This is a genomic window from Moorena sp. SIO4A1, assembly GCF_010672065.1.
Classification (GTDB): Bacteria; Cyanobacteriota; Cyanobacteriia; order Cyanobacteriales; family Coleofasciculaceae; genus Moorena.
The window spans coordinates 13792-36984 of sequence record NZ_JAAHHX010000030.1; the positions used below are offsets into that span (position 1 = coordinate 13792).

At 43.0% G+C, this 23193-nt stretch carries 23 protein-coding genes; 12 read left to right on the plus strand and 11 right to left on the minus strand.

Going from position 1 to position 23193, the window contains the following annotated elements; translation table 11 throughout:
• Positions 1-49 precede the first annotated feature (49 nt).
• Positions 50-553, plus strand: a complete 504-nt coding sequence (locus tag F6K53_RS20075) for a type II toxin-antitoxin system Phd/YefM family antitoxin (protein WP_293067778.1) — start codon at positions 50-52, stop codon at positions 551-553.
• 52 nt (positions 554-605) lie between these two features.
• Here F6K53_RS20075 and F6K53_RS20080 read toward each other — a convergent pair whose 3' ends face one another.
• The 4 genes from F6K53_RS20080 to F6K53_RS20095 all read right to left on the minus strand — a co-directional run bounded on the left by F6K53_RS20080 (position 606) and on the right by F6K53_RS20095 (position 2430).
• Positions 606-977 carry a DUF5615 family PIN-like protein gene (locus F6K53_RS20080; RefSeq protein WP_075902114.1) on the minus strand — a complete coding sequence of 124 codons (372 nt, stop codon included), beginning with the start codon at positions 975-977 and terminating at the stop codon, positions 606-608.
• On the minus strand, positions 952-1305 hold the full coding sequence (locus F6K53_RS20085; RefSeq protein WP_293044716.1) for a DUF433 domain-containing protein: 354 nt from the start codon (positions 1303-1305) through the stop codon (positions 952-954). Before F6K53_RS20085 ends, F6K53_RS20080 begins: the two co-directional genes overlap by 26 nt.
• 365 nt (positions 1306-1670) lie before the next feature.
• Positions 1671-1868: a hypothetical protein gene (locus F6K53_RS20090; protein ID WP_070394349.1), complete on the minus strand. Its 198-nt coding sequence runs from the start codon at positions 1866-1868 to the stop codon at positions 1671-1673.
• A 355-nt stretch (positions 1869-2223) separates the two neighbouring features.
• The gene (locus F6K53_RS20095) at positions 2224-2430 is read right to left on the minus strand and encodes a hypothetical protein (protein WP_293047973.1); all 207 of its coding nucleotides are present in this window, start codon (positions 2428-2430) and stop codon (positions 2224-2226) included.
• Between the two features lie 513 nt (positions 2431-2943).
• On the opposite strand from F6K53_RS20095, the gene F6K53_RS20100 reads away from it, so the two are divergent.
• Positions 2944-3168 carry a hypothetical protein gene (locus F6K53_RS20100; RefSeq protein ID WP_293081810.1) on the plus strand — a complete coding sequence of 75 codons (225 nt, stop codon included), beginning with the start codon at positions 2944-2946 and terminating at the stop codon, positions 3166-3168.
• A gap of 54 nt (positions 3169-3222) precedes the next feature.
• Positions 3223-4758: a P-loop NTPase fold protein gene (locus F6K53_RS20105; RefSeq protein WP_293067773.1), complete on the plus strand. Its 1536-nt coding sequence runs from the start codon at positions 3223-3225 to the stop codon at positions 4756-4758.
• Positions 4759-4797: 39 nt separating this feature from the next.
• Here the strand turns inward: F6K53_RS20105 and F6K53_RS20110 are convergent, their stop codons facing one another.
• The gene (locus F6K53_RS20110; protein ID WP_293067770.1) at positions 4798-4962 is read right to left on the minus strand and encodes a hypothetical protein; all 165 of its coding nucleotides are present in this window, start codon (positions 4960-4962) and stop codon (positions 4798-4800) included.
• A 37-nt stretch (positions 4963-4999) separates the two neighbouring features.
• On the opposite strand from F6K53_RS20110, the gene F6K53_RS20115 reads away from it, so the two are divergent.
• From F6K53_RS20115 to F6K53_RS20125, 3 genes are all read left to right on the plus strand, one after another.
• A complete protein-coding gene (locus F6K53_RS20115; RefSeq protein WP_293067768.1) occupies positions 5000-7057 on the plus strand; it encodes a tetratricopeptide repeat protein in 2058 nt (685 codons plus the stop codon).
• A 316-nt stretch (positions 7058-7373) separates the two neighbouring features.
• Entirely contained in the window at positions 7374-7694 is a 321-nt protein-coding gene (locus F6K53_RS20120; protein ID WP_293067765.1) for a HigA family addiction module antitoxin, read from the plus strand.
• 252 nt (positions 7695-7946) lie between these two features.
• Complete coding sequence (locus F6K53_RS20125; RefSeq protein ID WP_293067762.1) at positions 7947-8168, plus strand: hypothetical protein; 222 nt, start codon at positions 7947-7949, stop codon at positions 8166-8168.
• On the opposite strand, the gene F6K53_RS20130 is transcribed toward F6K53_RS20125, so the two are convergent.
• Together F6K53_RS20130 and F6K53_RS20135 are read right to left on the minus strand one after the other, a co-directional pair.
• Positions 8061-11330 carry a DEAD/DEAH box helicase gene (locus F6K53_RS20130; RefSeq protein WP_293067759.1) on the minus strand — a complete coding sequence of 1090 codons (3270 nt, stop codon included), beginning with the start codon at positions 11328-11330 and terminating at the stop codon, positions 8061-8063. The genes F6K53_RS20125 and F6K53_RS20130 overlap by 108 nt on opposite strands.
• Positions 11331-11414: 84 nt before the next feature.
• The gene (locus F6K53_RS20135; protein ID WP_293067756.1) at positions 11415-11546 is read right to left on the minus strand and encodes a hypothetical protein; all 132 of its coding nucleotides are present in this window, start codon (positions 11544-11546) and stop codon (positions 11415-11417) included.
• A gap of 402 nt (positions 11547-11948) precedes the next feature.
• Here F6K53_RS20135 and F6K53_RS20140 point away from each other — a divergent pair, with 402 nt between their 5' ends.
• The 4 genes from F6K53_RS20140 to folP all read left to right on the plus strand — a co-directional run bounded on the left by F6K53_RS20140 (position 11949) and on the right by folP (position 16305).
• Entirely contained in the window at positions 11949-12242 is a 294-nt protein-coding gene (locus tag F6K53_RS20140; RefSeq protein WP_293067753.1) for a hypothetical protein, read from the plus strand.
• The gene (locus F6K53_RS20145; RefSeq protein ID WP_293067750.1) at positions 12211-14361 is read left to right on the plus strand and encodes a polyribonucleotide nucleotidyltransferase; all 2151 of its coding nucleotides are present in this window, start codon (positions 12211-12213) and stop codon (positions 14359-14361) included. The genes F6K53_RS20140 and F6K53_RS20145 overlap by 32 nt, the downstream gene beginning before the upstream one ends.
• A gap of 259 nt (positions 14362-14620) precedes the next feature.
• Positions 14621-15346, plus strand: a complete 726-nt coding sequence (gene tpiA / locus F6K53_RS20150) for a triose-phosphate isomerase (RefSeq protein WP_293067747.1) — start codon at positions 14621-14623, stop codon at positions 15344-15346.
• Positions 15347-15444: 98 nt separating this feature from the next.
• The gene (folP, locus tag F6K53_RS20155; protein WP_293067744.1) at positions 15445-16305 is read left to right on the plus strand and encodes a dihydropteroate synthase; all 861 of its coding nucleotides are present in this window, start codon (positions 15445-15447) and stop codon (positions 16303-16305) included.
• 98 nt (positions 16306-16403) lie between these two features.
• On the opposite strand, the gene F6K53_RS20160 is transcribed toward folP, so the two are convergent.
• The 3 genes from F6K53_RS20160 to F6K53_RS20170 form a co-directional block, all read right to left on the minus strand.
• Positions 16404-17201: a stomatin-like protein gene (locus F6K53_RS20160; RefSeq protein ID WP_293039721.1), complete on the minus strand. Its 798-nt coding sequence runs from the start codon at positions 17199-17201 to the stop codon at positions 16404-16406.
• Positions 17202-17582: 381 nt separating this feature from the next.
• Entirely contained in the window at positions 17583-18215 is a 633-nt protein-coding gene (locus F6K53_RS20165; protein WP_293039727.1) for a DUF4340 domain-containing protein, read from the minus strand.
• Positions 18216-18218: 3 nt separating this feature from the next.
• A complete protein-coding gene (locus F6K53_RS20170) occupies positions 18219-18389 on the minus strand; it encodes a hypothetical protein (protein WP_293067741.1) in 171 nt (56 codons plus the stop codon).
• A gap of 344 nt (positions 18390-18733) precedes the next feature.
• Here F6K53_RS20170 and F6K53_RS20175 point away from each other — a divergent pair, with 344 nt between their 5' ends.
• Positions 18734-20413, plus strand: a complete 1680-nt coding sequence (locus tag F6K53_RS20175) for a S8 family serine peptidase (RefSeq protein ID WP_293067738.1) — start codon at positions 18734-18736, stop codon at positions 20411-20413.
• Between the two features lie 124 nt (positions 20414-20537).
• Positions 20538-21830 carry a tetratricopeptide repeat protein gene (locus tag F6K53_RS20180; RefSeq protein WP_293021121.1) on the plus strand — a complete coding sequence of 431 codons (1293 nt, stop codon included), beginning with the start codon at positions 20538-20540 and terminating at the stop codon, positions 21828-21830.
• Between the two features lie 76 nt (positions 21831-21906).
• Here the strand turns inward: F6K53_RS20180 and F6K53_RS20185 are convergent, their stop codons facing one another.
• Positions 21907-23142 carry a methionine gamma-lyase family protein gene (locus tag F6K53_RS20185; protein ID WP_293081813.1) on the minus strand — a complete coding sequence of 412 codons (1236 nt, stop codon included), beginning with the start codon at positions 23140-23142 and terminating at the stop codon, positions 21907-21909.
• Positions 23143-23193 lie beyond the last annotated feature (51 nt).

Sequence of the window (23193 nt, forward strand, 5' to 3'; positions counted from 1 at the left end):
TCCCTGCTCCGAACGCGCCCCGCGTTCGGAGCAGGGAGCAGACCGATTTTTGGCAACTTTACACAAGTTAATACAGCGATGCAGCTTCGGAACAGGGGGTTTCCCCCACTCGCGCTTTGCATCAAGAAGTGAGGTTTATTTTTGTCCAGGTACATATTTATGGTTTTTTAGGGAACAGGGAACAGGGAATAGGGAACAGGGAAGAGGTAAAAAATCCTGTGTAGCTGATAGCTATGAAAAACCATGTAAATGTGATATAATTTTAGTGTTACCTAACTCCGTTACTAGTTTCATAATGAAAACAATTTCAAAAAGTATACTGAAAAGCAAACTGCTGGAGTTATTGCAGCTTGTAGAGTCAGAAGGGGAAGAAATTGTAGTCACTGATCGGGGCAAACCAGTGGTGATAATTTCTAAATACGGTAATTTATCCTCAACAGAACAGTTATTTGGAAAAATGCGCGGTAAAGTCAAGTATTTTGAGGATTTAACAACTCCTACAATAGAAGAATGGGGAGAAGTGTTAAAATTGTTCTCGATACTTGCGCTTTGATTTGGTGGAGTCTATATCCAGATAAGCTTTCTCAATCGGCGAAAGACCTTTGCTAAACGCTATAACTGTGTGGAAGATAAATAATTTGGTCTTGATATTCGTTTTCAAAAGATGCCTCAGCTAGAAAAACCAGCTCATCAATATTTTCTCCCATACTTAACTTGGTGTTGAGAATAAAGATTCCTGGTATGTGATTCCCTTCTGCAATATAATCAGCTAAATGGGTAGGCATAGATTTACGATTATTTGTTACCAGCACAAAACCATACTCGTCACACCATTTCAGAATTTGGGGGTCTAACGTTCCTCTTGCAGGAGTATTCGGTTCACCAACAATCCACATCACCAAATCAGGAGAATTCCGGGTCAATTGGATTTTGTAAGCAGGATTGACATTTTCATCCAATAGATAGTTGAGAGTCATCAGCTTTTTTGATTACTTTTCGTTCTGCTCTCAACTTCCGCAATCGCAGGGCAGAGGTCGAGGGGTTTATTTGCTGTGCTTTCAGTTGCTGGTGACTCCACTCTAACCAGTCAGCAACATATTGGCTGACCATTTCTTTATTGTGTAGATAATAAAGAATAGTAGCATAAACCTGTTCTAGATTTAGGGATGGATAGGTTTCGGCAATTTCTTCAGGAGTGCGGGCACGATGGATATAATCATAGAGAATAGTTTCTATTCCTATTCTTGTGCCTTTTATACGAATATCGTCCACACTGAGGAAGTCAAAATAGTCTTCTAGTTGCATTTTTTTATAGCAAAGGGAACAGGGAGTAGGGAGTAGGGAGTAGGGAGCAGGCAAGAGGTAAAAAATCCTGTATACCTGATAGCTATGAAACACCATTTATTAATTTTATCATACTTTGATGATGTTGGAGTACAGGCTTACTGAACCACCAGTATTGGATTCCCGATTCCCAATTCTCTATTCTAAATTCTCTATTCTAAATTCTCTATTCTAAATTCTCTATATATTCCAAAACAAAAAAAAATAGCCGCAGAAATACTATCCACGGCTATTTCAATCACCTATGTCAGAAGTTTCCAAACCAATCCGGATGTGATCCGATGGGATTGGCCAAGGGGGGGAAACCCCCCCAGAAATTTAAGGTGTTATGGCAACAACAAGTACTTGGTCATGATAGTAATGAATTCCCCTGGAACCTCAGTGGGCTGCAGAGGACTCCACTCGGAAATTTCCGCATAGCGCAGACCATAAAGGGCGTACATCGTGTTGAGTACTGCTTTACGAGAACCCTTCAAGATGTGCTTAACGGGTTGTTTGTTGGAGTTTGGAGTAAATTCTGACATAGGTCAAAGATTCAATTTGTTGACAAGTATTATTGTAATGATTATACAAATATTTGTCAAGGGTTTTTAAAGGTTTTTTTTTGAGTATTTTAAAGTTAATAAAAAAAGCAATACTATAACGTTATCGTTAGCTTTTAAATAAACAAATGCCCTAAAATAGACTTACATTGCTATCAATATTTATCCATACTTAAATCCATCAATACCTACAAATTGTCTTTGTAAATAAATGTAAAAAACTAAATTAATACTTGCATTTTTTACAGGATTTATCTATACTATAGATATTGAGACTGAGACTAATAACCGCGCTGGTTCAAACCATTAACCGACGCCAGCGCGGTTTTCCTCCCACCTAAATAGGAGTTACTTCCATGATGGCAAAAATATCACAATTATCAATACAGCGGTTTGCAATTGCTGTTAGGTACAACGTCTGGGCTTTTAGGGAGCAGGGAGTAAGCAATAGGCAATAGGCAATAGGCAATAGGCAATAGGCAATAGGCAATAGGCTTAACAATAGACCAGACCAGGTAATCACTTTTAACACACCAGTACCCATTTATTCCTAACGAGTACTATTTTCTCACACACCAATACTATTTTCTTGTAAACGAGTACTGCTGTGTAACAAATGGGTACCCGTTTCTTCCTAACGAGTACTAGTTTCTCATTAACTAGTACTTGTTGCTAATAAACTAGCCAGTCAGCAAAGCTTGTAGGGTGGGCAAAAACCCTTTGGTTCTTTGAACAATTCTAGATACTATCATTTTGCCCACCCTACGCAACTAATAAACTAGCCAGTCAGCAAAGCTTGTAGGGTGGGCAAAAAGCCGTTGATTCTTTGTAAGTAGGGTGGGCAAAAACCCTTTGGTTCTTTGAACAATTCTAGATACTATCATTTTGCCCACCCTACGCAACTTCTTTTAGGGTGGGCAAAAAGCCGTTGATTATTTGTAAGTAGGGTGGGCAAAAAGCCTTTGGTTCTTTGAACAATTCTAGATACTATCATTTTGCCCACCCTACGCAACTTCTTTTAGGGTGGGCAAAAAGCCGTTGATTATTTGTAAGTAGGGTGGGCAAAAACTCTTTGGTTCTTTTAAAAATTCTAGATAATATCATTTTGCCCACCCTACGAACTGTTCCCTGTTCCCGTCTTGATGCAGTCGCTCATGGGGGAAACCCCCAAGACCGCTTAGGTGCGCTTTCCGTTGGCGAATTAAATTCGCCACGGGTCGCACCTCTGCATCGCTATTCCCTGTTTCCTAAAATCCCTAAATTGTATACCTCACCTAATTAAAAACCGCAATATATTATTTTATAATAGGATCATTACCAGGCAGCCATAGGGCAATTGCCATTTAATTGTTTCCATCTTCCCTACTCCCTACTCCCTACTCCCTACTCCCTACTCCCTACTCCCTACTCCCTGCTCCCTACTCCCTACTCCCTACTCCCTGCTCCCTGCTCCCTGCTCCCTAAAAAAATTATCAGCCCTTTATACACATCACCCCCCATGAGCTTAATCAAAAAAATCTACAATAAATTTCAACCATTTTATCCCTTACCAGCCAACGATCCAGCTTATGTAAACTGTAGTGAAGTCAGGGGAGATGACAATATTTTTCGGGAAATTGGTAAAACTATCCTCTTTTCAGACCAAGCGACTTGTCAACTTTATACTGGACATCGGGGTGTGGGGAAATCAACGGAGTTATTGCGTCTGGAAGATTATTTGCAGAAGAATGGCTGCTTTGTGGTTTATTTTCCAGCAACGGAAGGAGATATTGATGAAATCGATGCTCAATATACAGATATCCTGTTAGCTTGTACTCGTAATATTTTAGATAAACTTAAAGAGTATGCTGCTCCAAATCCGTTATTAAATTGGTTAGAGTCTCGGTGGACTGAATTAAAGGATTTGGCGTTATCCGAGGTGGAATTTGACAAATTAACGGTTGAAGCTCAAATTCAGATTTTTAGTAAATTGACCACAACCTTAAGACGAAATCCTAGTAGCCGTGAAACCATTAGAAAACAGGTTGATAATTATAGTGTATCGTTGATTACAGCGTTAAATGAATTTATTAAAGATGCTCAACATAGATTACCTGAGGAAAAATCCAACATAGTTGTGATCGCGGATAACTTAGATAGAATCATCCCCCTGGAAAAAGGCAATGACAGAACAAGTCACGAGGAAATATTTCTTGATTATAGCAGTCAGTTAACAGCGTTGAATTGTCACGTAGTTTATACAGTACCAATTTCCTTAGCCTATTCCAGTCAAGCTACTGAATTAAGAAATATTTATGATACTCCTCAAGTGTTACCAATGATTATGGTAAAAAACCGTCAGAATGAATCCTATTCACAAGGATTAGATAAATTAAAAGAAGTTATTGAAAAAAGGATTCACTTAGTTGACTCTACGATTGATATTGATACACAAATCTTTGATAGTCAAGATACTCGCATTGAGCTTTGTGCTATGACTGGTGGTCATGTGCGAGAGTTGATGCTATTAATGCAGTCAGTAATGCGTTATATTGATGATTTTCCGATTACTACAAAAATAGTGAGACGGGCGGTTAGTGATGCCAGAGATAGCACCTATCGTAATGCGGTTAGTTCTGAAGAATGGCAAAAATTAGCTGAAGTTTCTGTTTCTAAGTCTATCCCTAATGATGAAGACTATCGTAGTTTGCTATTCCGTCGTTGTGTGTTGGAATATCGAGAGTTTGATGCAGACGGTAATCCTGTGCGTTGGTATGATGTTCACCCTTTAATTGAAGGGACATCTGAATTTAAATCTGCTCTTCGTGATTTAACTAATAGTGAGCATTCAGCAGTCAGCGGTCAGCAGTCAGCTTTCCATAACTCCGATTAAACGAATGCTTACTTGTTTTATTCATAATAAGCACATAAATTAGCGTTGCCATAGCCAACCGATAGCTGTTCGCGTAGCGTGTGCGTAGCACATAAACTGATAACTGTTCGCGTAGCGTGTGCGTAGCACATAAACTGATAACTGATAGCTGATAGCTGATAGCTGATAGCTGATAGCTGATAGCTGATAGCTGATAGCTGACAACTGATAGCTGATAGCTGATAGCTAATAAATGAGTACAATGTCGAGATCAAAGTCACAAAAATTTAAATCAGATGAACAAGAATCCTATCTGAGGTTAAAACGCGATTTATCTTGGCGTGAAGGCTTTGGAATTTTATTTGTGCGGTGTACTCCTGTACAAGAAAAAAGAATTATTGAAGAAATTAAACAAGATATTATTGATAAAACAGTTGAGGTTTTAAAGCTAGACCATTCTATTTATAATTTATATGATTTGATTGAGGAAAAGGTTAACGACAATCCCATTGATATTTTATTTGTTAGTGGCCTTGAAAAGTCTTTAGCCTTAGACGATTATATTAAACGTACCCTTGAAAACCCTAAAAAAGCGTATCAAAGAGAGGCTTTAGCCAGCTTATTAGGTCATCTAAATTGGCAACGGGAAAGATTTAGAGATGATTTTAATTGCTGCTTAGTGTTTACCGTCAGAAAATATACCTTAAAGTATTTAGTCCGTCGTGCTCCTGATTTTTTTGATTGGCGTTCTGGAGTAATCGAGTTTCCTGTAGATAAAGATATTGATTTGCTTCAATATTATACTCCCTTTCAAGCTAATATTGAGCAGCAAAAACCACAGGAGGTATCTCAAGATATAGTTCATAGTACTGACGAGTATTATGATTTGTTGAAAAAGCTACTCTTACTAGAGTATGAAAATGATGGTGATTTACAAGCTATTCATGATGTTGTTGAATCTAATTATGATAAATTAAATAACTCTTTTGCAAAAATTTTAGAACAGTGGCTCCTTAAGACTTGTGCGGAACTAAATCCTGAAGAAAAAGAAGCAATTGCCGGAATCGTAGAAAGCCTTTGTATTGATATTGTTCAATATAATTTAGGAAAAAGTGCCAATAATTTAGAAATAGCTATTACTGGATTAGAAACTGTTTTACAATTACGTCCCCGGGAAACTCTATCCCAAGAATGGGCGCAAACTATATATTATATTGGTGCTGTTTATAGTAATCGTATTGTTGGGGACAAAGCTGAAAATTTAGAAAAAGCGATCGCTTGTTATCAACAGGCTCTTACGGTCAGAAAGTTTGACGCTTTTCCCGAAGATTGGGCAATCACACAAAATAATCTCGGTTTTGCTTACTATTACAGAATCAAAGGTGAGAAATCACAGAATATAGAAGAAGCGATCGCTTGTTACCAACAGGCTCTTACCGTTTATACCTTTGAGGCATTTCCTGAAGATTGGGCAAGGACAGAATATAATCTGGGTATTGCTTACTCTGACCGAATCAAAGGTCCCAAAGCACAGAATATAGAAGAAGCGATCACTTGTTACCAACAGGCTCTTACCGTCATAACCTTTGAGGCATTTCCCGAAGATTGGGCAAGAACCCAAAATAATATCGCTATTGCTTACCTTTTGCGAATCAAAGGTGAGAAAGCACAGAATATAGAAGAAGCTATCACTTGTTATCAAGAAGCTCTTACCGTTTATACCTTTGAGGCTTTTACCGAAGATTGGGCAATGATGCAAACTACTCTCGGTAATGCTTACTATTACCGAATCAAAGGTGAGAAAGCACAGAATATAGAAGAAGCGATCGCTTGTTACCAACAGGCTCTTACCGTTTATACCTTTAACGCATTTCCCGAAAAATGGGCAATGACACAAAATAATCTCGGTAATGCTTACTATTACCGAATCAAAGGTGAGAAAGCACAGAATATAGAAAAAGCGATCGCTTGTTACCAAGAAGCTCTTACCGTTTATACCTTTAACGCATTTCCCGAATATTGGGCAGATACACAAAATAATCTCAGTATTGCTTACCGTAACCGAATCAAAGGTCAGAAATCACAGAATATAGAAAAAGCGATCGCTTATTACCAAGAAGCTCTTACCGTTTATACCTTTAACGCATTTCCCGAATATTGGACAGATACACAAAATAATCTCAGTATTGCTTACCGTAACCGAATCAAAGGTCAGAAAGCACAGAATATAGAAAAAGTTATCACTTGTTACCAAGAAGCTCTTACCGTTTATACCTTTAAGGCTTTTATACCAAATCCGTTTGTCAAAACCCCTTTATAAAAATAGACCAAATCTTTGTATGCCAGTAATCTATGACTATGGGGATAAGGGGGGTATGGGAACAGGATTTGGTATTAATTGCTTACTATCACCGAATCAAAGGTCAGAAATTACAGAATAGTAAACTTGTATTTTTTTATGTACAAGAAGCTCTTACCGTTTATACTTTTTACGAATTCAATTAAGATTACTTCAGGGTAAAACAATTAAAAAATAAATTAAAACTTAGATATATAATATCAATATTGTTATCAAAACGATTATTTTAAGAATTATAGATAATAGTAATTTACCCACTCTAGGCAACTAAACACTAATGACTACCAAATTTCCCCCTATTACTCCCGGTGACATTCTTCTAGAAGAATTTATCAAACCATTCGGCATCAGCCAGAATCAACTGGCTAAGGATATCCATGTACCCATAACACAGATCAATGCCATCGTAAACGGCAAAAAAACCATTACTACCGATACAGCCCTGAGGCTAGCCAGATACTTCGGTACTACTCCCCACTTTTGGTTGAACCTCCAACAACATTATGAGCTTGAACTAGCCGAAGCAACCCTGGGTGATCAGATTTTGAAAACGATCAAGCCCCTTGCTTCTATTGCGGCAAATGACCATGAAGGGTAAGCAAATTATAGGGCTGCGCCAAGGGAACAGGGAACAGGGAACAGGGAACAGGGAGTAGGGAGTAGAAAGGGAGTATGTCAGTTTTCTTCATTCCTGATTCTGATTCCCTGTTGGTTCCCCTTAATAAGGATTCAGATCCCCCTAAATCCCCCTTAATAAGGATTCAGATCCCCCTAAATCCCCCTTAATAAGGGGGACTTTTGAAGACTTATACTGATACTTTGACCAGTACAAAAAAACTTTGTAACGGCAGTGATAACAATCAATTTAAGCACTAAAATAGTCAAATATTATCACTGTTCCCTGTTCCCTGTTCCCTGTTCCCTATTCCCTACTCCCTACTCCCTACTCCCTACTCCCTACTTCCTAATCATCAATAACCGCACTCCGGTCAAGCAAAACCAAATCCCGCAATTGTTCCGTATTCATTTCCGTCAACCAATCTTCTCCAGCATCAACAGTTTGTTCCGCTAACTGTTTCTTACTTTCAATAATGTCATTAATCTTTTCTTCTACAGTGCCAGTACAGATAAACTTATGGACTTGAACATTGCGTTTTTGACCAATCCGAAAGACGCGGTCAGTGGCTTGATTTTCCACGGCTGGATTCCACCAGCGGTCCACATGAAACACATGATTAGCTCTCGTTAAATTCAATCCAGTGCCACCCGCTTTCAGAGACAGAATAAATATGGATGGACCATCGGGGTCATTCTGGAAGCGATCAATCATTTCCTCCCGTTGTTTCTTACGAGTTGCGCCATAGAGGAATAACACTTCCTTGCCAAATTTTTCCTCTAAATAGGGTTTCAGCAATTTCCCCCATTCCGAAAATTGGGTAAAAATTAAGCCACGGTCTCCCTCAGAAATCGCCTCTTCTAACATTTCTTCCAACCGTCGTAACTTACCCGACTGCTGGCTAGACATCAACGAATTATCTCCCGTTTTCCCTTTCGTCTTTTTCCCTTTACTCTCCAACAGAGCAGGATGATTACACAGTTGCTTGAGTCTCAACAACAAGGTCAAAATCATGCCCTTGCGCTTAATCCCCTCAGCCTCTTCAATTTGTGCTAAAGAATCATCCACCAACTGTTGATAAACCGTAGCTTGGGCTGCGGAAAGACCACAAAAAACATTCATTTCCTGCTTTTCGGGCAAATCTTGAATAATAGACTTATCGGTTTTGAGGCGACGGAGGATAAAGGGTTGCACTAGCGATCGCATGGTCTGCAAGGAATCCCGGTCGCCAAACTTCTCAATGGGTACAGCAAATCGACGTTGGAAAAATTGGCGATCGCCTAAATACCCAGGATTGAGAAAATCGATAATTGACCACAATTCCGACAACCGATTTTCCACGGGAGTACCGGTTAAGGCAATCCGAAAGCTAGTGGAAAGTTGCTTCACCGCTTGGGATTGCTTAGCGCTAGGATTCTTAATATTCTGAGCTTCATCCAGCACCACCCCCTGCCATTCCACCCCATCCAGGGTAGTGGCATCCCGATGTACTAAGGAATAACTAGTAATGATCACCTGCTTAGTCTTAACTGCCTTAGCAAAGGTTTTCCCTTTCGAGCGTTTATCCCCGTGATGGACAATAGTTTTCAGGGATGGCGCAAATTTCTTTACTTCCCGTTCCCAGTTTCCTAGCACAGAGGTCGGACATACCACTAAGCAGGGTCCATTGAGGGTACCTTCTTCCTGAAGATGCAACAGAAACGCAATCAGTTGTGCCGTCTTACCAAGGCCCATATCATCCGCCAGACAAGCACCCAAACCCCAACGTTCCAGAAACGCCAGCCAGCCCATACCTCTAGCTTGATAGGGTCGCAATTGCCCCTGAAAACTAGCAGGTTGAGGAATCGGCTCCAGGGATTGATTCCCCTGTAAGTTAGTAATTAACTCTTGCAACGCTCCCGATGCTTCAAACTTTACTACCGGTAGTTTTGCCAAGGTATTATTATCACCAGTAGTGATCCGCAAAGCATCCTCTACCGACAGAGTCATGTTATCTGTCGAACCCTTAAACATCTCTTGAGCTGCACGGACATCAGACGGTTGTAACGCCATCCATTCCCCATCCACCTCCACTAGCGGTGATTTCAGTGCCATCAAGCGATTAAACTCCCGCTTCGAGATGGTTTTATCTCCAATCGCCAGTTGCCACTTAAACTTCAGTAAGCTTTGGAGTCCTAACCGTTGATTCTTCTTTTGTGGTGGCACTTCCGCCACAAGACTAATCCCCAAGCGTTTGGCTCCCGTGCCTGGTTTCAATCCTGGGGGTAGCACAATACCCAAGCCATTGTTTTGCAACCGCCATGCACTAGCCCTAATGAACTCATACACATCTACTATGGTTAGCTCACAAAACTCAGGACGGGGTTGGTGTAGGCTAGGTTCAATGGGAGGATAGAGTCGAGTCGCTAATCCTAACCCTTTCAGGAACGTTTCCTGAGGTTGTTCAATGCTTCGCTGGTTAATCTCCAATCGCTCTCCGGAGTAATTCCAGATCGTCTCAGCATCCACCACCAGGTCTGGGTCATCAACCGCTTGTAAGCCATAGGCCAAGCTCCAATTCTCTTGATCAGAGGTAGGAGGTTTCAGGATAAAACAAGTACGAAACAGATTTTGCCTCAACCTCTTGGACGTCGGTGTCACTAAATTCTGTTGCACCGGAGTGTTCCAAGTAGACAGTGCTGCCGCTAATCGACCTAGGGTTGTTGACTCTAGGGCTAGGGTTTCTGAATTATCTGAATTAGAAGACAAATTAGAAGAAAGCGATCGCAACCATTCCACCATCGGAGAATCTACTACTGGCACCGACTCACCCTTGACAAAATTCCGCACCTGTGTATTAACCACACTACTCAAGAATCCCAGTAGCAATTCCTGAGCCTTAACCAAATCGGTTGCAGGTTGAAGGGTCAACTGTGGAGAACTAACCTCTTGTGAATAAGCACAGCAAGCCGAGGGCATGAGCTTGATATAGGTTTCTAGACGGACTTGATCGGTAGTACTATCAAGCAGAGGTTGCCAGCAAGCCCTTACCTTACCATCAGGCAATCGGTACACTCCTGGTAAAAACTTACCCCGACTCAGCAGATCCAAGCTCCAGCGCATCACCTGAGACCAAAAACGCAACTCCCCTCCCAGGTAGCCGTCTGAGACTTCAAAGGAGCCCAGGGGTAAAGCTTGGAGAAATCTTACCGCTGCCATCGGTTCCAGACTTACCCCTTGCACTTGCCATGGTTGCAATTCCCACTGGGCAGCCTCTGCACTATCGTCTGCACTATCTAAAAACACTTTGCTAGACAGCACTGGATAACCTGGCTCACCTTTGGATGATGCTTCAGTAGGTAACAGAACAATTTGAGACTGCCAGGGATGGTGATCCTGTTTAGCGCCACGCTTACGACTACCTGAACGAGCCTGCTCAGACACCTCTAAAAATTGACCGATGGACAGACGATGAGACTCTAAAAAAGACGTCAATTCTTCCTCAGTCATGGCAAACGGGTGACATGACATCTCATTGGCAGTAGTTAATATCTGCGCCTTCGTGCGCCAGGTTTCTCCCCAAATAAATAGATGACCATTAGTTTCCCTAGATATCCAACTGCCATGTAACGTTGCCATAATAATTTTTGTGTCTTTTTCTGTTATCTAGTCCAGGTTTTGTCGATCAAATTTGCTGAATTTATCCCTTAGGATTAACAGCTATCATATCTGATTAATAGATTTTATAACAAAGGGAGTAGGGAGTAGGGAGTAGGGAGTAGGGAGCAGGGAGTAGGGAGTAGGGAGTAGGGAGTAGGGAGTAGGGAGTAGGGAGTAGGGAACAGAAATTCTCACAATTCATTTAGGCTATCTATAGGTAATTGAGGTTATTATAATGAAGTAAGCCAAATTATTAGTTTAGCTTATTAGGCAAAATTAGCTCTAGATAATTCACCGATCAATTAAGATTTCTTCGCTTATCAAAAAAAACTGGATATATCCGATTTTTAGTTACTATTTTTTAGGACATTAAACGATAAATAATTTGGAGATATAACTAAAAAAAAGGGTTATTTATGAATTAAACTCTATGGCTATTAGTGATAGTCTTCAGTAATATTTAAAGTCTCAAAAAAACCTTGAGGTAAATCCACAATAAAACTGGCCACTTTCAAAAAGAAAGCAACCGTAGGCGTAAAGGAGTTGATCCATTAGCCAAACACCATCAAAAAGTATAGCGTTTCCTAGTCTAATCAGGTGCATCATATAAATTTTTTCATTGCTCCCTGTTCCCGACTCCCGACTCCCGACTCCCGACTCCCGACTCCCGACTCCCGACTCCCGACTCCCGACTCCCGACTCCCGACTCCCGACTCCCGACTCCCTACTCCCTACTCCCCACTCCCTACTCCCCACTCCCTACTCCCTACTCCCTACTTAACACCCCCCCCGAGTGATAAATGCTACGATTGCGACAGAACGAGAACAGTGATCAAACAAAGAAGGAAAAAGTACCGAAATGGTAGAGATAGACAAGTCAATATCCTTTGATGGACGGGATATTAGACTCAAAGTAGGTCTACTTGCCCCTCAGTCTGGTGGTTCAGTAATGATACAGTCGGGGGATACAGCAGTTTTAGTGACAGCAACTCGTGCCCCTGGTCGAGAAGGGGTCGATTTTCTGCCCTTGGTAGTTGACTACGAAGAAAGACTCTACGCAGCAGGTCGGATTCCAGGTGGTTTCCTCAGGCGGGAAGGCCGTCCTCCAGAAAAAGTTATCCTAACTAGCCGTCTCATTGACCGTCCCTTGCGTCCGTTATTTCCCAGTTGGCTACGAGATGATATACAGATTGTAGCAACTACCCTGTCTATGGATGAACAAGTACCGCCAGATGTTTTGGCAGTTACTGGTGCGTCGATTGCTGTGTTGCAGGGCAGCATTCCCTTCTATGGACCAATGGCAGCTGTACGGGTAGGGTTACTCGGGGATGATTTTATGATTAATCCCACCTACAAAGAAATCGAAAACGGCGACTTGGACTTAGTCGTAGCTGGTTCCCCACAAGGGGTAATTATGGTAGAAGCCGGTGCCAATCAATTACCGGAACAAGATATAATCGAAGCCATCGACTTCGGCTACGAAGCGGTACAAGACTTGATCAAAGCCCAGCAAGACCTGCTTGAGGAGTTGGGAATTGACATAGTGATTGGCGAACCCCCAGCCGTAGACTCGAATCTAGAAGAATTTATCCGCGATCGCGCCACTGACAAAATTAAAGCTGTCCTCTCCCAATTTGACCTGGACAAAAACGGTCGGGATGTTGCCTTAGATGAGGTTAAGGACAGTGCTGTCAAAGCAGAAATTGCCCAACTCACAGAAGATGACCCAATCCGTGTAGCGGTTACGGAAAATAGCGCATTAGTCGATAAGCTGTTCAAAAGCCTCACCAAAAAACTGATGCGTACTCAGATTGTGGAAGAGGGAGTGCGCGTAGATGGTCGCAAGCTAGACCAAGTGCGTCCTGTCTCTTGTCAAATCAGTCTATTACCTCAGCGAGTTCATGGTAGCGCTTTGTTCAACCGAGGACTAACCCAAGTCCTATCCACAGTTACCTTGGGAACACCTGGAGATGCCCAAACTCTAGATGACCTTAACCCAGAAGATGAGAAGCGCTATCTGCACCACTACAATTTCCCACCCTTTTCTGTAGGGGAAGTCAAGCCATTGCGATCGCCCGGACGGCGTGAAATTGGTCACGGAGCCTTAGCTGAACGAGCATTAGTGCCAGTGTTGCCCCCTCAACACGAGTTTCCCTATGTGATCCGAGTGGTATCGGAAGTGCTCTCCTCCAATGGTTCCACCTCCATGGGCTCAGTTTGTGGTTCAACTCTGGCCTTGATGGATTCAGGTGTACCCATTACCAAACCCGTTAGTGGTGCAGCCATGGGTTTGATCAAAGAAGGAGAGGAAGTCCGCATTCTCACCGATATTCAAGGTATTGAAGACTTTTTGGGTGACATGGACTTCAAAGTCGCTGGTACCGATACTGGCATCACGGCTTTGCAAATGGACATGAAAATAACTGGTCTGTCCATGGATACGGTAGCCCAGGCCATTGAGCAAGCCAAACCTGCCAGACTGCATATCCTAGAAAAGATGCTGGCGGTGATTGACACACCCTCCACAGACATGTCACCCTTTGCTCCTCGCCTCTTAACCATGAGGATTGATCCAGAGTTCATTGGTACCGTGATTGGTCCAGGGGGTAAGACAATTAAAGGAATTACCGAGCAAACTGGGGCAAAAATCGATATTGAAGATGACGGTACAGTTACCGTATCTGCTATGGATGGGGACAGAGCCACAAAAGCGATCAATATCATCCAAGGCTTAACCCGCAAGCTGCATGAAGGGGATGTCTATGTTGGTCGTGTCACCCGGATTATTCCCATTGGTGCCTTTGTGGAAATACTTCCTGGCAAAGAAGGTATGATTCACATTTCCCAACTAGCTGACTATCGAGTTGGCAAAGTGGAAGATGAGTTAGCGGTAGGAGATGAGGTAGTTGTCAAAATACGGGAAATTGACAACAAGGGTCGTCTTAATTTAACCCGTTTGAACATTCATCCCGACGAAGCTGCGGCAGCACGGGAAGCAGCAGCGTTATAACCTAGCTAGGCTAGCTAGATGATGGTGAAGCGTCAGGAGCAGGGAAGCTTCTCAAGACTGTAGAGAACAGATGTAAGAAGCGTCTGGGGAGTTGGGGGAATAAATTGACCTTACTCTTATGATGCTTCCCTGAACTTACCCTAGGAGTATCGTCTGATCAGCTCAGTGAACAGCAAAAGTTAAACATTTCTGATATTGGCGTAAGTAAAAGCTTTACACTAAATAATGCATTATGGTTTAGAGATGATTTAGTTAAGCTGTGCGCAAAATTGTTATAGCTGGTAATTGGAAAATGAACAAAACTCAAGCGGAAACCGCTGAGTTTTTAAAGGGATTTTTGCCTGAGCTGGAGCAAACTCCCATAGAACGGGAGGTTGTTCTGTGTGCTCCCTTCACCGACTTGGGTGTGATGTCTGAGCATGTACAAAATACTCCTGTACAGATCGGGGCTCAGAATATCCACTGGGAAAATGCTGGAGCCTACACTGGTGAAATTGCTGGTGCAATGCTCAAGGAAATTCGTGTGCGCTATGTCATTGTTGGTCATAGTGAACGGCGTCAATACTTCGGCGAAACTGACGAAACCGTTAATAAACGCCTTCACGCTGCTCAGCGTCACAGTTTGATTCCGATTCTGTGTGTTGGGGAAACTAAAGCACAACGGGATGCTGGTGAAACAGAAGAAATTATTACCAAGCAGTTGGAAAAAGACCTAGTCAACGTTGACCAGCAAAATTTAGTGATTGCTTACGAACCGATCTGGGCAATTGGTACTGGAGACACTTGTGATGCATCAGAAGCGAATCGAATCATTGGATTGATTCGCTCTAAGCTAAAGGAAGCTAATGTCCCAATTCAATATGGTGGCTCCGTCAAACCCAAGAATATTGATGAAATTATGGCTCAATCAGAAATTGATGGAGTACTGGTGGGCGGAGGAAGCTTGGAACCTGCGAGCTTTGCCAGGATTGTCAATTATCAGTAGTTGTAATTAGTCATTGGCTAATTGTTAATTGTTAATTGTTAATTGTTAGTTAGTTAATTGGTTAATTGCAATGGGCAATTTTCAATTCGCAATTAGCCATGATCTATATAGTGATGGATAAAGAAAAATTAACCATCCAGAACTATTCTTTTGAGTGGGGCAAACGAACCTATATCATGGGTATCTTGAACGTTACCCCCGATAGTTTTAGTGATGGCGGAGTATATTACACCCCAGAAGCTGCCTTAAGGCAAGCTCAGGCTCTAGTAGATGCTGGTGCTGATATTATCGATATTGGTGGTCAATCGACTCGACCTGGTGCCGAGCAAATTTCCCTAGGGGAGGAACTCAAACGAGTCGTGCCTGTGGTAGAGGCAATGCGTTCAGTGGTGAAGATACCGATTTCTGTCGATACCACTAGAGCATCTGTGGCTAAGGCTGCGGTAGAAGCTGGTGCGGATATGGTCAATGATATTTCCGGTGGCACATTTGACCCAGACATGTTGCCAGTCGTAGCCCAGTTGGGGGTACCCATTGTGTTAATGCATATCCGAGGCACCCCCGTTTCCATGCAAAAACTAACTGACTATAAAGACTTAATTGGGGAAATCTATAGCTTCCTGGAGGAGCAGGTCAATGCCGCAATCGCAGAAGGAATTAAGCGATCGCATATTATTATTGACCCAGGCATTGGTTTTGCCAAAACCGCTGAGCAAAGTGTAGAGATTCTGCGGCAACTCCCTAGGTTTGATGCCCTTGGTGTACCGATGTTAGTAGGAGTATCTCGCAAAAGCTTTATTGGACGCATCATCAATCAACCAGACCCCAATGGTCGAATTTGGGGAACTGCTGCGGCTTGTTGCAGTGCCATTGCCGGTTCAGCAGACATCCTGCGGGTACACGATGTTAGCGAGCTCCTCGATGTCTGCCGTGTTGCTGATGCGATTTGGCGTGTGTAATGATTCAGCCGTCAGCTATCAGCTATCAGCGTGTCGCGTATCAGCTAATGGGCATAGCGCATATGCTTTGATGGGCTTTTCCCGAGAGTTTCAATGCCCTAATTACTATGACCCACAGATTCAGTTTGAAGCAAATCAGTCATAGCTTCGCTCAGTGCTTTTGGATCCATAAAGACGACTTTAGAATTGCTGCTTTCACCTAATTTTTCATTGGCTTCTACATAGCGTTGAGCGATCAAGAACTGTAGGACTTTCTGAGTATTAGCTTCCTCTTCAAGAGCTTTGGAGATCATTTGGATCGACTCCACTGTACCTTCAGCCTGTAAAATTTTGGCTTGTTTCTCACTCTTAGCAGCTCGCTCCTTCTCTAGGGCATCGATAATGGTCTGGGGTGGTTTAATCTCTTGCACCTCAACCCGCATGACCTTGACGCCCCAATCAGCAGAGGCATCATCTAGTTGTTGTAGTAAGGTCTGATTGATTCTGTCTCGAGAGGCATAAGTCTCGTCTAGTTCCAACTGACCAATGGTAGAACGCAGGGTAGTCATAACTAAATTTTCAATTGCCTCATGAACATTGTCTACAGCATAATAAGCTTTGTACATATCTAAAATTTGCCAATACACGATGGCATCGACTTCTACCTGCACGTTATCTTTGGTGATTGCCTGCTGGGGTTCAATGTCTAAAATCTGCTCACGGGTACTATCTTCTACGGCAATCTTGTCTATAAATGGAACTACATTGAAGTTAAGACCAGGCTCTAGTTTTTTACGATACTTACCAAAGCGTTCTACTAGAGCTTCATTTCCCTCTTGGACAACTTTTGTCGTACCGACGCTGTATCCAAAAGCTACTAAAACAATTGGGGCGAGTATGCTAAGAAGGATATCCATAGTGTTTAAGATCCTTTTAGGAGAATAATCAATTTGATGTTGCGGCTAGCATTTGCTAGAACTAACTTTATCAATAGAAGAGCACAAAATGTGTGTATAGATAACTTTCACTCTAGCGACCCCTCGGTTGACTGTCAAAGCTGTTATCAAAACTACGGAGAACCTAACTTCTGTGGATGAGGGGTATTACCCTCACCATTACCCTCACCTATAGTTAGAAACTGATAAGACAACAAAGGGAAGATCCGCAAGAACTAAAAAATTAGGTTATCAAAGTCGATTTGGTGTAACCATTCAGCCGTGAGCCAAGGCCAAAGGCTGATAGATGATAACTGATAGCTGATAGCTGATAGCTGATTGCTGAATGCTTACGATTTGGTACTAGTCAGTTTTTTCAGCAGCAGATGGCTTGTCTTCTTCAGCCTTGTCCTGATTAACCAGCCATTCTGAGAGGGGGCGTGAGACCGCATACTGAAAGTCCACTGGTACTAACAGCACCTCCGACTGCTCAGATTTGGAATCCAGTGGTAAGACTTGAGCATATAGGAAACTGCGAGTAAAGTCCAAGTTGCCTAAGATCAGCCTCGGACTGTCCTGATTTTTCAGTTTCACTGTTATAGTTGCTGAGGGCTTGTCCAATCCATACTCTGGAAGTTGGTCAGGGCTAACCGTCAGAATGCGATCGCTTTTCCCCTGAGCCAGCAAGTTCAACAAAAAGGAAACAACCGCATCACTAGCTGTCGCCTCTTTGGGCTTTTTCATCCGCCAACCCGATTCTGGCTCACTGGCTCGCTCAAATACTAACGTCTTGTCATCACTATTAACAGTAAACGATTGAATCTCGTCTTGAGTGAAATTAAATATAGGTTTTTTAGGGGTTTTAGCAGCTTCTCGCTTTTGAGAACCCTGAATTTCATAAATATATACACCTCCCCCCAGGAGGATGGCAGAAATGACTAAAATCAGAGTTGTCCGTTGTAGTTTCATGGGAGTGAACTGCATCGATCTAAACACAGCTTAATACTTTATAGGGATTCTCAATTGGGTGAGGTACCCCTCCCTTGGGGGTGCGCGGCAGTAGGGAGTAGGGAGTAGGGAGTAGGGAGTAGGGAGTAGGGAGTAGGGAGTAGGGAGTAGGGAGTAGGGAGTAGGGAACAGGGAACAGGAACCCACCCCTAACCCCCTCATAAGGGTAGGTTTTTTACAAAGGGGCGAGTAGGTACTTTGATTACGTAGAAATTCCTCAAAATATGTATCAAACTACACAATAGTTTCCGGGAGAATTCTCCCCATTTCCCGCTTTTCCCGATTCCCGACTCCCGATTCCCGACTCCCGATTCCCGACTCCCGACCCAAATGTAAAAAACCTACCCCTGTGAGCCCCTAACCCCTCCCAGGAGGGGAAAAGAGGGAACAGGGAGAAAATCCTGTTTACCTCACAAATATGAGAAACGCTATAGCTAGATCTAGCGAAGTGTCTGGGAAATTGCTAAGTAGTGGGACATCAATCAACGCGCTCTGTGTAAACAATTATGAAAACTCCGATCCAAAAAACACTGGTATGGCTATTGGGTGGTATAAGTATCTCAGCGGTAATCGCGCCAGCCTTGGGATTAGATACATCAATCTCAGAAGCTGGTATTAATGTCTATCGGTTACACCAACCTCCCTATAATTTAACCGGTCGCAAAATTGCCATTGGGCAAGTGGAAATTGGTAGACCTGGGTTATTTGGTAAGGATAAGGCCGCTATCAAGAATCGGACAGTAACTCCTGCGGGAGTATTTTATCGCAACACCCCCGCAAAACCTAATACCCATGTTGATGAACATGCGGCTATGGTAGCAGCTGTGATGGTTAGTCGAGACAAAGCTTTGCGGGGAGTAGCACCTGATGCAAAACTCTACGCTTCAGCAGTTGGCTCCCTGTCTAGGAGTGGACAACCAGAAGAGTGCCTGGCGGCTCAGCATATTGCTCAGCAAAATGGCTCAGATGTGCGGGCAATTAATTTTAGTTTTGGTGAATCCCTACAGCGGGACCCGAGGGAGGAAGCGGTGCTGGATGGCAATGCGCTGTTAACTCTATGTATCGATTGGTCAGCTAGGGTGCATGATGTCTTGTATGTGATTGCTGGCAACCAAGGGAAAGGGGGCATTCCGATCCCAACAGATAATTTTAATGGTATCAATGCAGCATACACAGCCAAGCGTCAGGGAGTTTTTAATAAGGTAGACTTTGCTAACTTGAGTGCTTTACCAGTTGGCATTGGTCGTCGTCTGATTCGGCAAGAAATTAATGTTGGTTCCCGCCGCTCGATTAATTTGGTAGCTCCTGGCAACAAGATATCGTTGTATGACCTCAAAGGTAAAGTGACTCAGGTCAGTGGTACCAGTTTTGCTGCTCCCCATATCACTGGTGCTGTAGCATTGCTACAGGAATTTGGTGATTCCGCTTTGCGCAAGCTGCGCTCAAGACAACAAAAACTATTCTTGATGCAGTCCCTCAGGGCGGAAACCCCCAATACCGGGCTGCATCGCTTGTGGATGAATTGGAGTACAGATTCCCGACGCCATGAAGTGATGAAGGCAGTGTTGCTTAATTCTGCTGACAAAATCCAAGATCTCGGTGATGGGATGCTACTAGGGATGAGTCGGACGATTCGCGCAAAGGATAATCACCACTGGTTAGAGTCTGATGCTTACCAAGACCCTAAAATTCCTCTGGATATGCAGATGGGGACAGGACATCTAAATGGGTTTCGAGCTTACCAGCAATTTAAACTAGGCCAATGGAGTCCCAGTGGCATTGGAGTGCCACCAGTGGGTTGGGATTACCGTGCTGTGGAGAAATCATCTTATCGGGACTATGTGTTGACAAAACCCCTAGCAGAAGGAAGTTTTATCTCCTTGACTCTGGCTTGGGACCGTTTGGTGGAGTTAGAGGATGAGAATAATAATGATGCTTATGATTTTGGGGAGAGTTTTCGCGATCGCGGTTTGAATAATCTTGACCTCTATTTAATGCCAGTGGGAGAAGAGGACATTACCAAAAGTGTCTGTGCTTCTATCAGTGAAGCGGATGCTGTGGAACATATTTTCTGCCAAGTCCCTGCTCAGGGTCGCTACAAAATTCGGGTTCAGTATCAACAACAGGTTAATCAGCCGTCTCAAGCTTATGCTTTGGCTTGGTGGACAGTTCCAGATCCCCAATGAGAAGCAAGATGGAGAAGATAGGGAAAGTTGGAAACTTTACTCACATCCGGGAAACTCATGAATTTTCTCAAATTTTACTCATCAACATTACAAAAAAAACAATAATAAACCAACTAAAGTAGGAATGGTAGTTGATTCAGAGTCAGAAGCAATGGAAGCAGAGTTTTACTACCGAGGAATAGATAAAATTCGTCAAGGAGACTTGAACGAAGCAATTGAGGAATTTGACAAAGCCTTAGAGATTAATCCGAACTTCGCCGAAGCCTACTATAAACGAGCTATGGCTCGCTTTGACTTAGGGGATAAACAAGGGGCGATCGCTGATTATACTAAGGCTTTACAAATCAATTCTGAAAGTATTGAAGTTTATTTCGGGCGAGGTTTGGCTCGATTGGCACTCGGAGATGCCACTGGAGCAATAGAAGATGCCAATCAAATACTTAAAATTAATCCTAACCAGCCTGCTGCTTGTAAGCTTCAAGGTAGTGCCTACCGTAAGTTAGGAGATAATCAGGCTGCGATCGCATCATTTAAACAAGCAGCTCAGCTCTACCTAGATCAAAAGGATAAATTAAATTGTCGTCGTTGTCTTGATAGTATCAATCAAATTCAACAACAGCAAATACTAGCTTTGGGTGGAGCGCAGACTAAAGATTTCTGTCATCAAGCAATAAATAAAGTTAACACAGGCAAATACCGAGAAGCCTTGGAGGATTTCAACTGGCTGCTTGAGGTTGACCCAAAAAATGCTCAAGCTTATTGCTATCGAGGTATTGTTCACTGCAAACTCCGTGATTACAGGAGAGCCATTCAAGACCTTGGTCAAGCTATGGAACTAAATCCCCAAGATGCTCAGGTCCGTTACCATCGAGGATTAGTCCGCATTGAACTGGGAGATTACCGGGGAGCTATTGATGACTTGACCAAGTTACTACAAAGCAATCCGGAAAATCGGGATGTCTTGATTCATCGGGGTAATGCCTATATCCAGATGGGAGACTATCGGCAAGCCATCGAAGATTATTCCCGAGTTATTACTCTTAAACCCAATGATGCTCAATCATATCGTTATCGGGCAACCGCTCGTGAAAAGTTTGAGGATCTACGGGGAGCATTTGAAGATTATCAACAAGCGGCAAACCTGTATTTCGATCAACAAGACTGGACTAATTATCGGAAACTGCTCGATAAACTCAAACAGCTACAGCCATTACAACTGACCGAGGGGTCGAGGAATCGAGAATCACAAGTACCATCAAATACTAAACCTAGTAGGGAGTTGCAACAAAGATTACTGAGACTGGTAGGAGGACAATCGGATATCGCAACACGCCTACTTGACTTGGCTAAAGGAAAATACCCAGGAATGCCAGAAAAGTGGTATTGGGAGAAAGTGATCAAGGATTTAGAACGATAGTGCTATAGTAATTTAACTATGGATAAGACTAGCGACAAGAATCATATGCGCTACGTGCAGGCTACGCCAACAGCTATCAGCTATCAGCTATTCCGATTGCTTCAATGGCAGCTTCTAATGCGATCGCAATATGAGTCCAATGGGTTCCGCCCTGACAAAACACAATATAAGGCTCCTTTAAAGGACCATCTGCAGAAAATTCTGAAGTACTGCCATCAATAAAAGTCCCCCCAGCCATAACTAACTGACTCTCATAACCCGGCATTGCTGCTGGCACAGGGTCGAGGTAGGAACCTATCGGGGAATGCCGTTGTATCCCTCGACAGAAAGCAATTAATTTTTCCGGTGAACCCAACTCAACTGCTTGAATCACATCCCGACGGGGTACCATCGGTGGGGGATTGACAGGATAACCCAGTTCTGAAAGAGTATGAGCGATTAAATGACTCCCTTTGAGGGCTTCACCAACCATTTGGGGAGCTAGGAATAATCCTTGAAACAGCAATCGATTCTGATCGAAAGTCGCCCCACCTGAACTACCAATCCCTGGAGCAGTCAGACGACAGGTCGCCGCTTCAACTAAGTCAGCTTTTCCAGCGACATAGCCTCCAGCAGTAGCAATCGTTCCCCCAGGATTTTTAATCAAGGAACCCGCCATCAAATCTGCTCCTACTGCTGTTGGTTCTCGCTCTTCTACAAATTCCCCGTAACAGTTATCGACAAAACAGATAGTATCAGGATTTTGTTGTTTGACAAGCTTGACAATTTTTTCGATTTCTGATATTGAAAGACTCTTTCGCCAAGAATACCCACAGGAACGCTGAATGAAAACCAGGCGGGTATTCTCTCCTACCGCTGTTGCCAAGGCTGACCAATCTAAACTTCCCTCACTAGTTAGGGACAACTGGCGGTAACGAATCCCAAATTCTAGTAGGGAACCTTGACCATCACCTCGTAAACCAATCACCTCTTCCAAGGTATCGTAAGGGGCACCGGCAATCGCTAGCATTTCATCACCAGGACGCAATACCCCAAACAGGCAAGATGCGATCGCATGGGTTCCGGATACAAATTGTACGCGAACAGCCGCAGATTCAGCTCCCATGACATCAGCAAATACCTGATCGAGAGTTTTCCGTCCTAAATCATCATGTCCATAGCCTGAAACACTAGCAAAGTGATGCACTCCTACACGATGTGCTCGAAAAGAATTCAGTACCTTTTTGAGATTTTGCTTGACGGCGGTGTCAATACCATAAAAGATCGGAAATAGTGCTTTTTCTGCTGCTTGCAGCCTTTGAGAGCTGTTCATTCCCAAAATTCGCGCCTCGAAATTTTAGATCAAAGAGAGCGGGTTATTACA

Coding starts and splice junctions, on each gene's coding strand:
- F6K53_RS20080 (WP_075902114.1), bottom strand. CDS start 977: ATGACTCTCAACTATCTATTGGATGAAAATGTCAATCCTGCTTACAAA.
- F6K53_RS20085 (WP_293044716.1), bottom strand. CDS start 1,305: ATGCAACTAGAAGACTATTTTGACTTCCTCAGTGTGGACGATATTCGT.
- F6K53_RS20090 (WP_070394349.1), bottom strand. CDS start 1,868: ATGTCAGAATTTACTCCAAACTCCAACAAACAACCCGTTAAGCACATC.
- F6K53_RS20095 (WP_293047973.1), bottom strand. CDS start 2,430: ATGGGTACTGGTGTGTTAAAAGTGATTACCTGGTCTGGTCTATTGTTA.
- F6K53_RS20115 (WP_293067768.1), top strand. CDS start 5,000: ATGTCGAGATCAAAGTCACAAAAATTTAAATCAGATGAACAAGAATCC.
- F6K53_RS20120 (WP_293067765.1), top strand. CDS start 7,374: ATGACTACCAAATTTCCCCCTATTACTCCCGGTGACATTCTTCTAGAA.
- F6K53_RS20130 (WP_293067759.1), bottom strand. CDS start 11,330: ATGGCAACGTTACATGGCAGTTGGATATCTAGGGAAACTAATGGTCAT.
- F6K53_RS20145 (WP_293067750.1), top strand. CDS start 12,211: ATGGTAGAGATAGACAAGTCAATATCCTTTGATGGACGGGATATTAGA.
- folP (WP_293067744.1), top strand. CDS start 15,445: ATGATCTATATAGTGATGGATAAAGAAAAATTAACCATCCAGAACTAT.
- F6K53_RS20160 (WP_293039721.1), bottom strand. CDS start 17,201: ATGGATATCCTTCTTAGCATACTCGCCCCAATTGTTTTAGTAGCTTTT.
- F6K53_RS20170 (WP_293067741.1), bottom strand. CDS start 18,389: ATGAGGGGGTTAGGGGTGGGTTCCTGTTCCCTGTTCCCTACTCCCTAC.
- F6K53_RS20175 (WP_293067738.1), top strand. CDS start 18,734: ATGAAAACTCCGATCCAAAAAACACTGGTATGGCTATTGGGTGGTATA.
- F6K53_RS20180 (WP_293021121.1), top strand. CDS start 20,538: ATGGTAGTTGATTCAGAGTCAGAAGCAATGGAAGCAGAGTTTTACTAC.
- F6K53_RS20185 (WP_293081813.1), bottom strand. CDS start 23,142: ATGAACAGCTCTCAAAGGCTGCAAGCAGCAGAAAAAGCACTATTTCCG.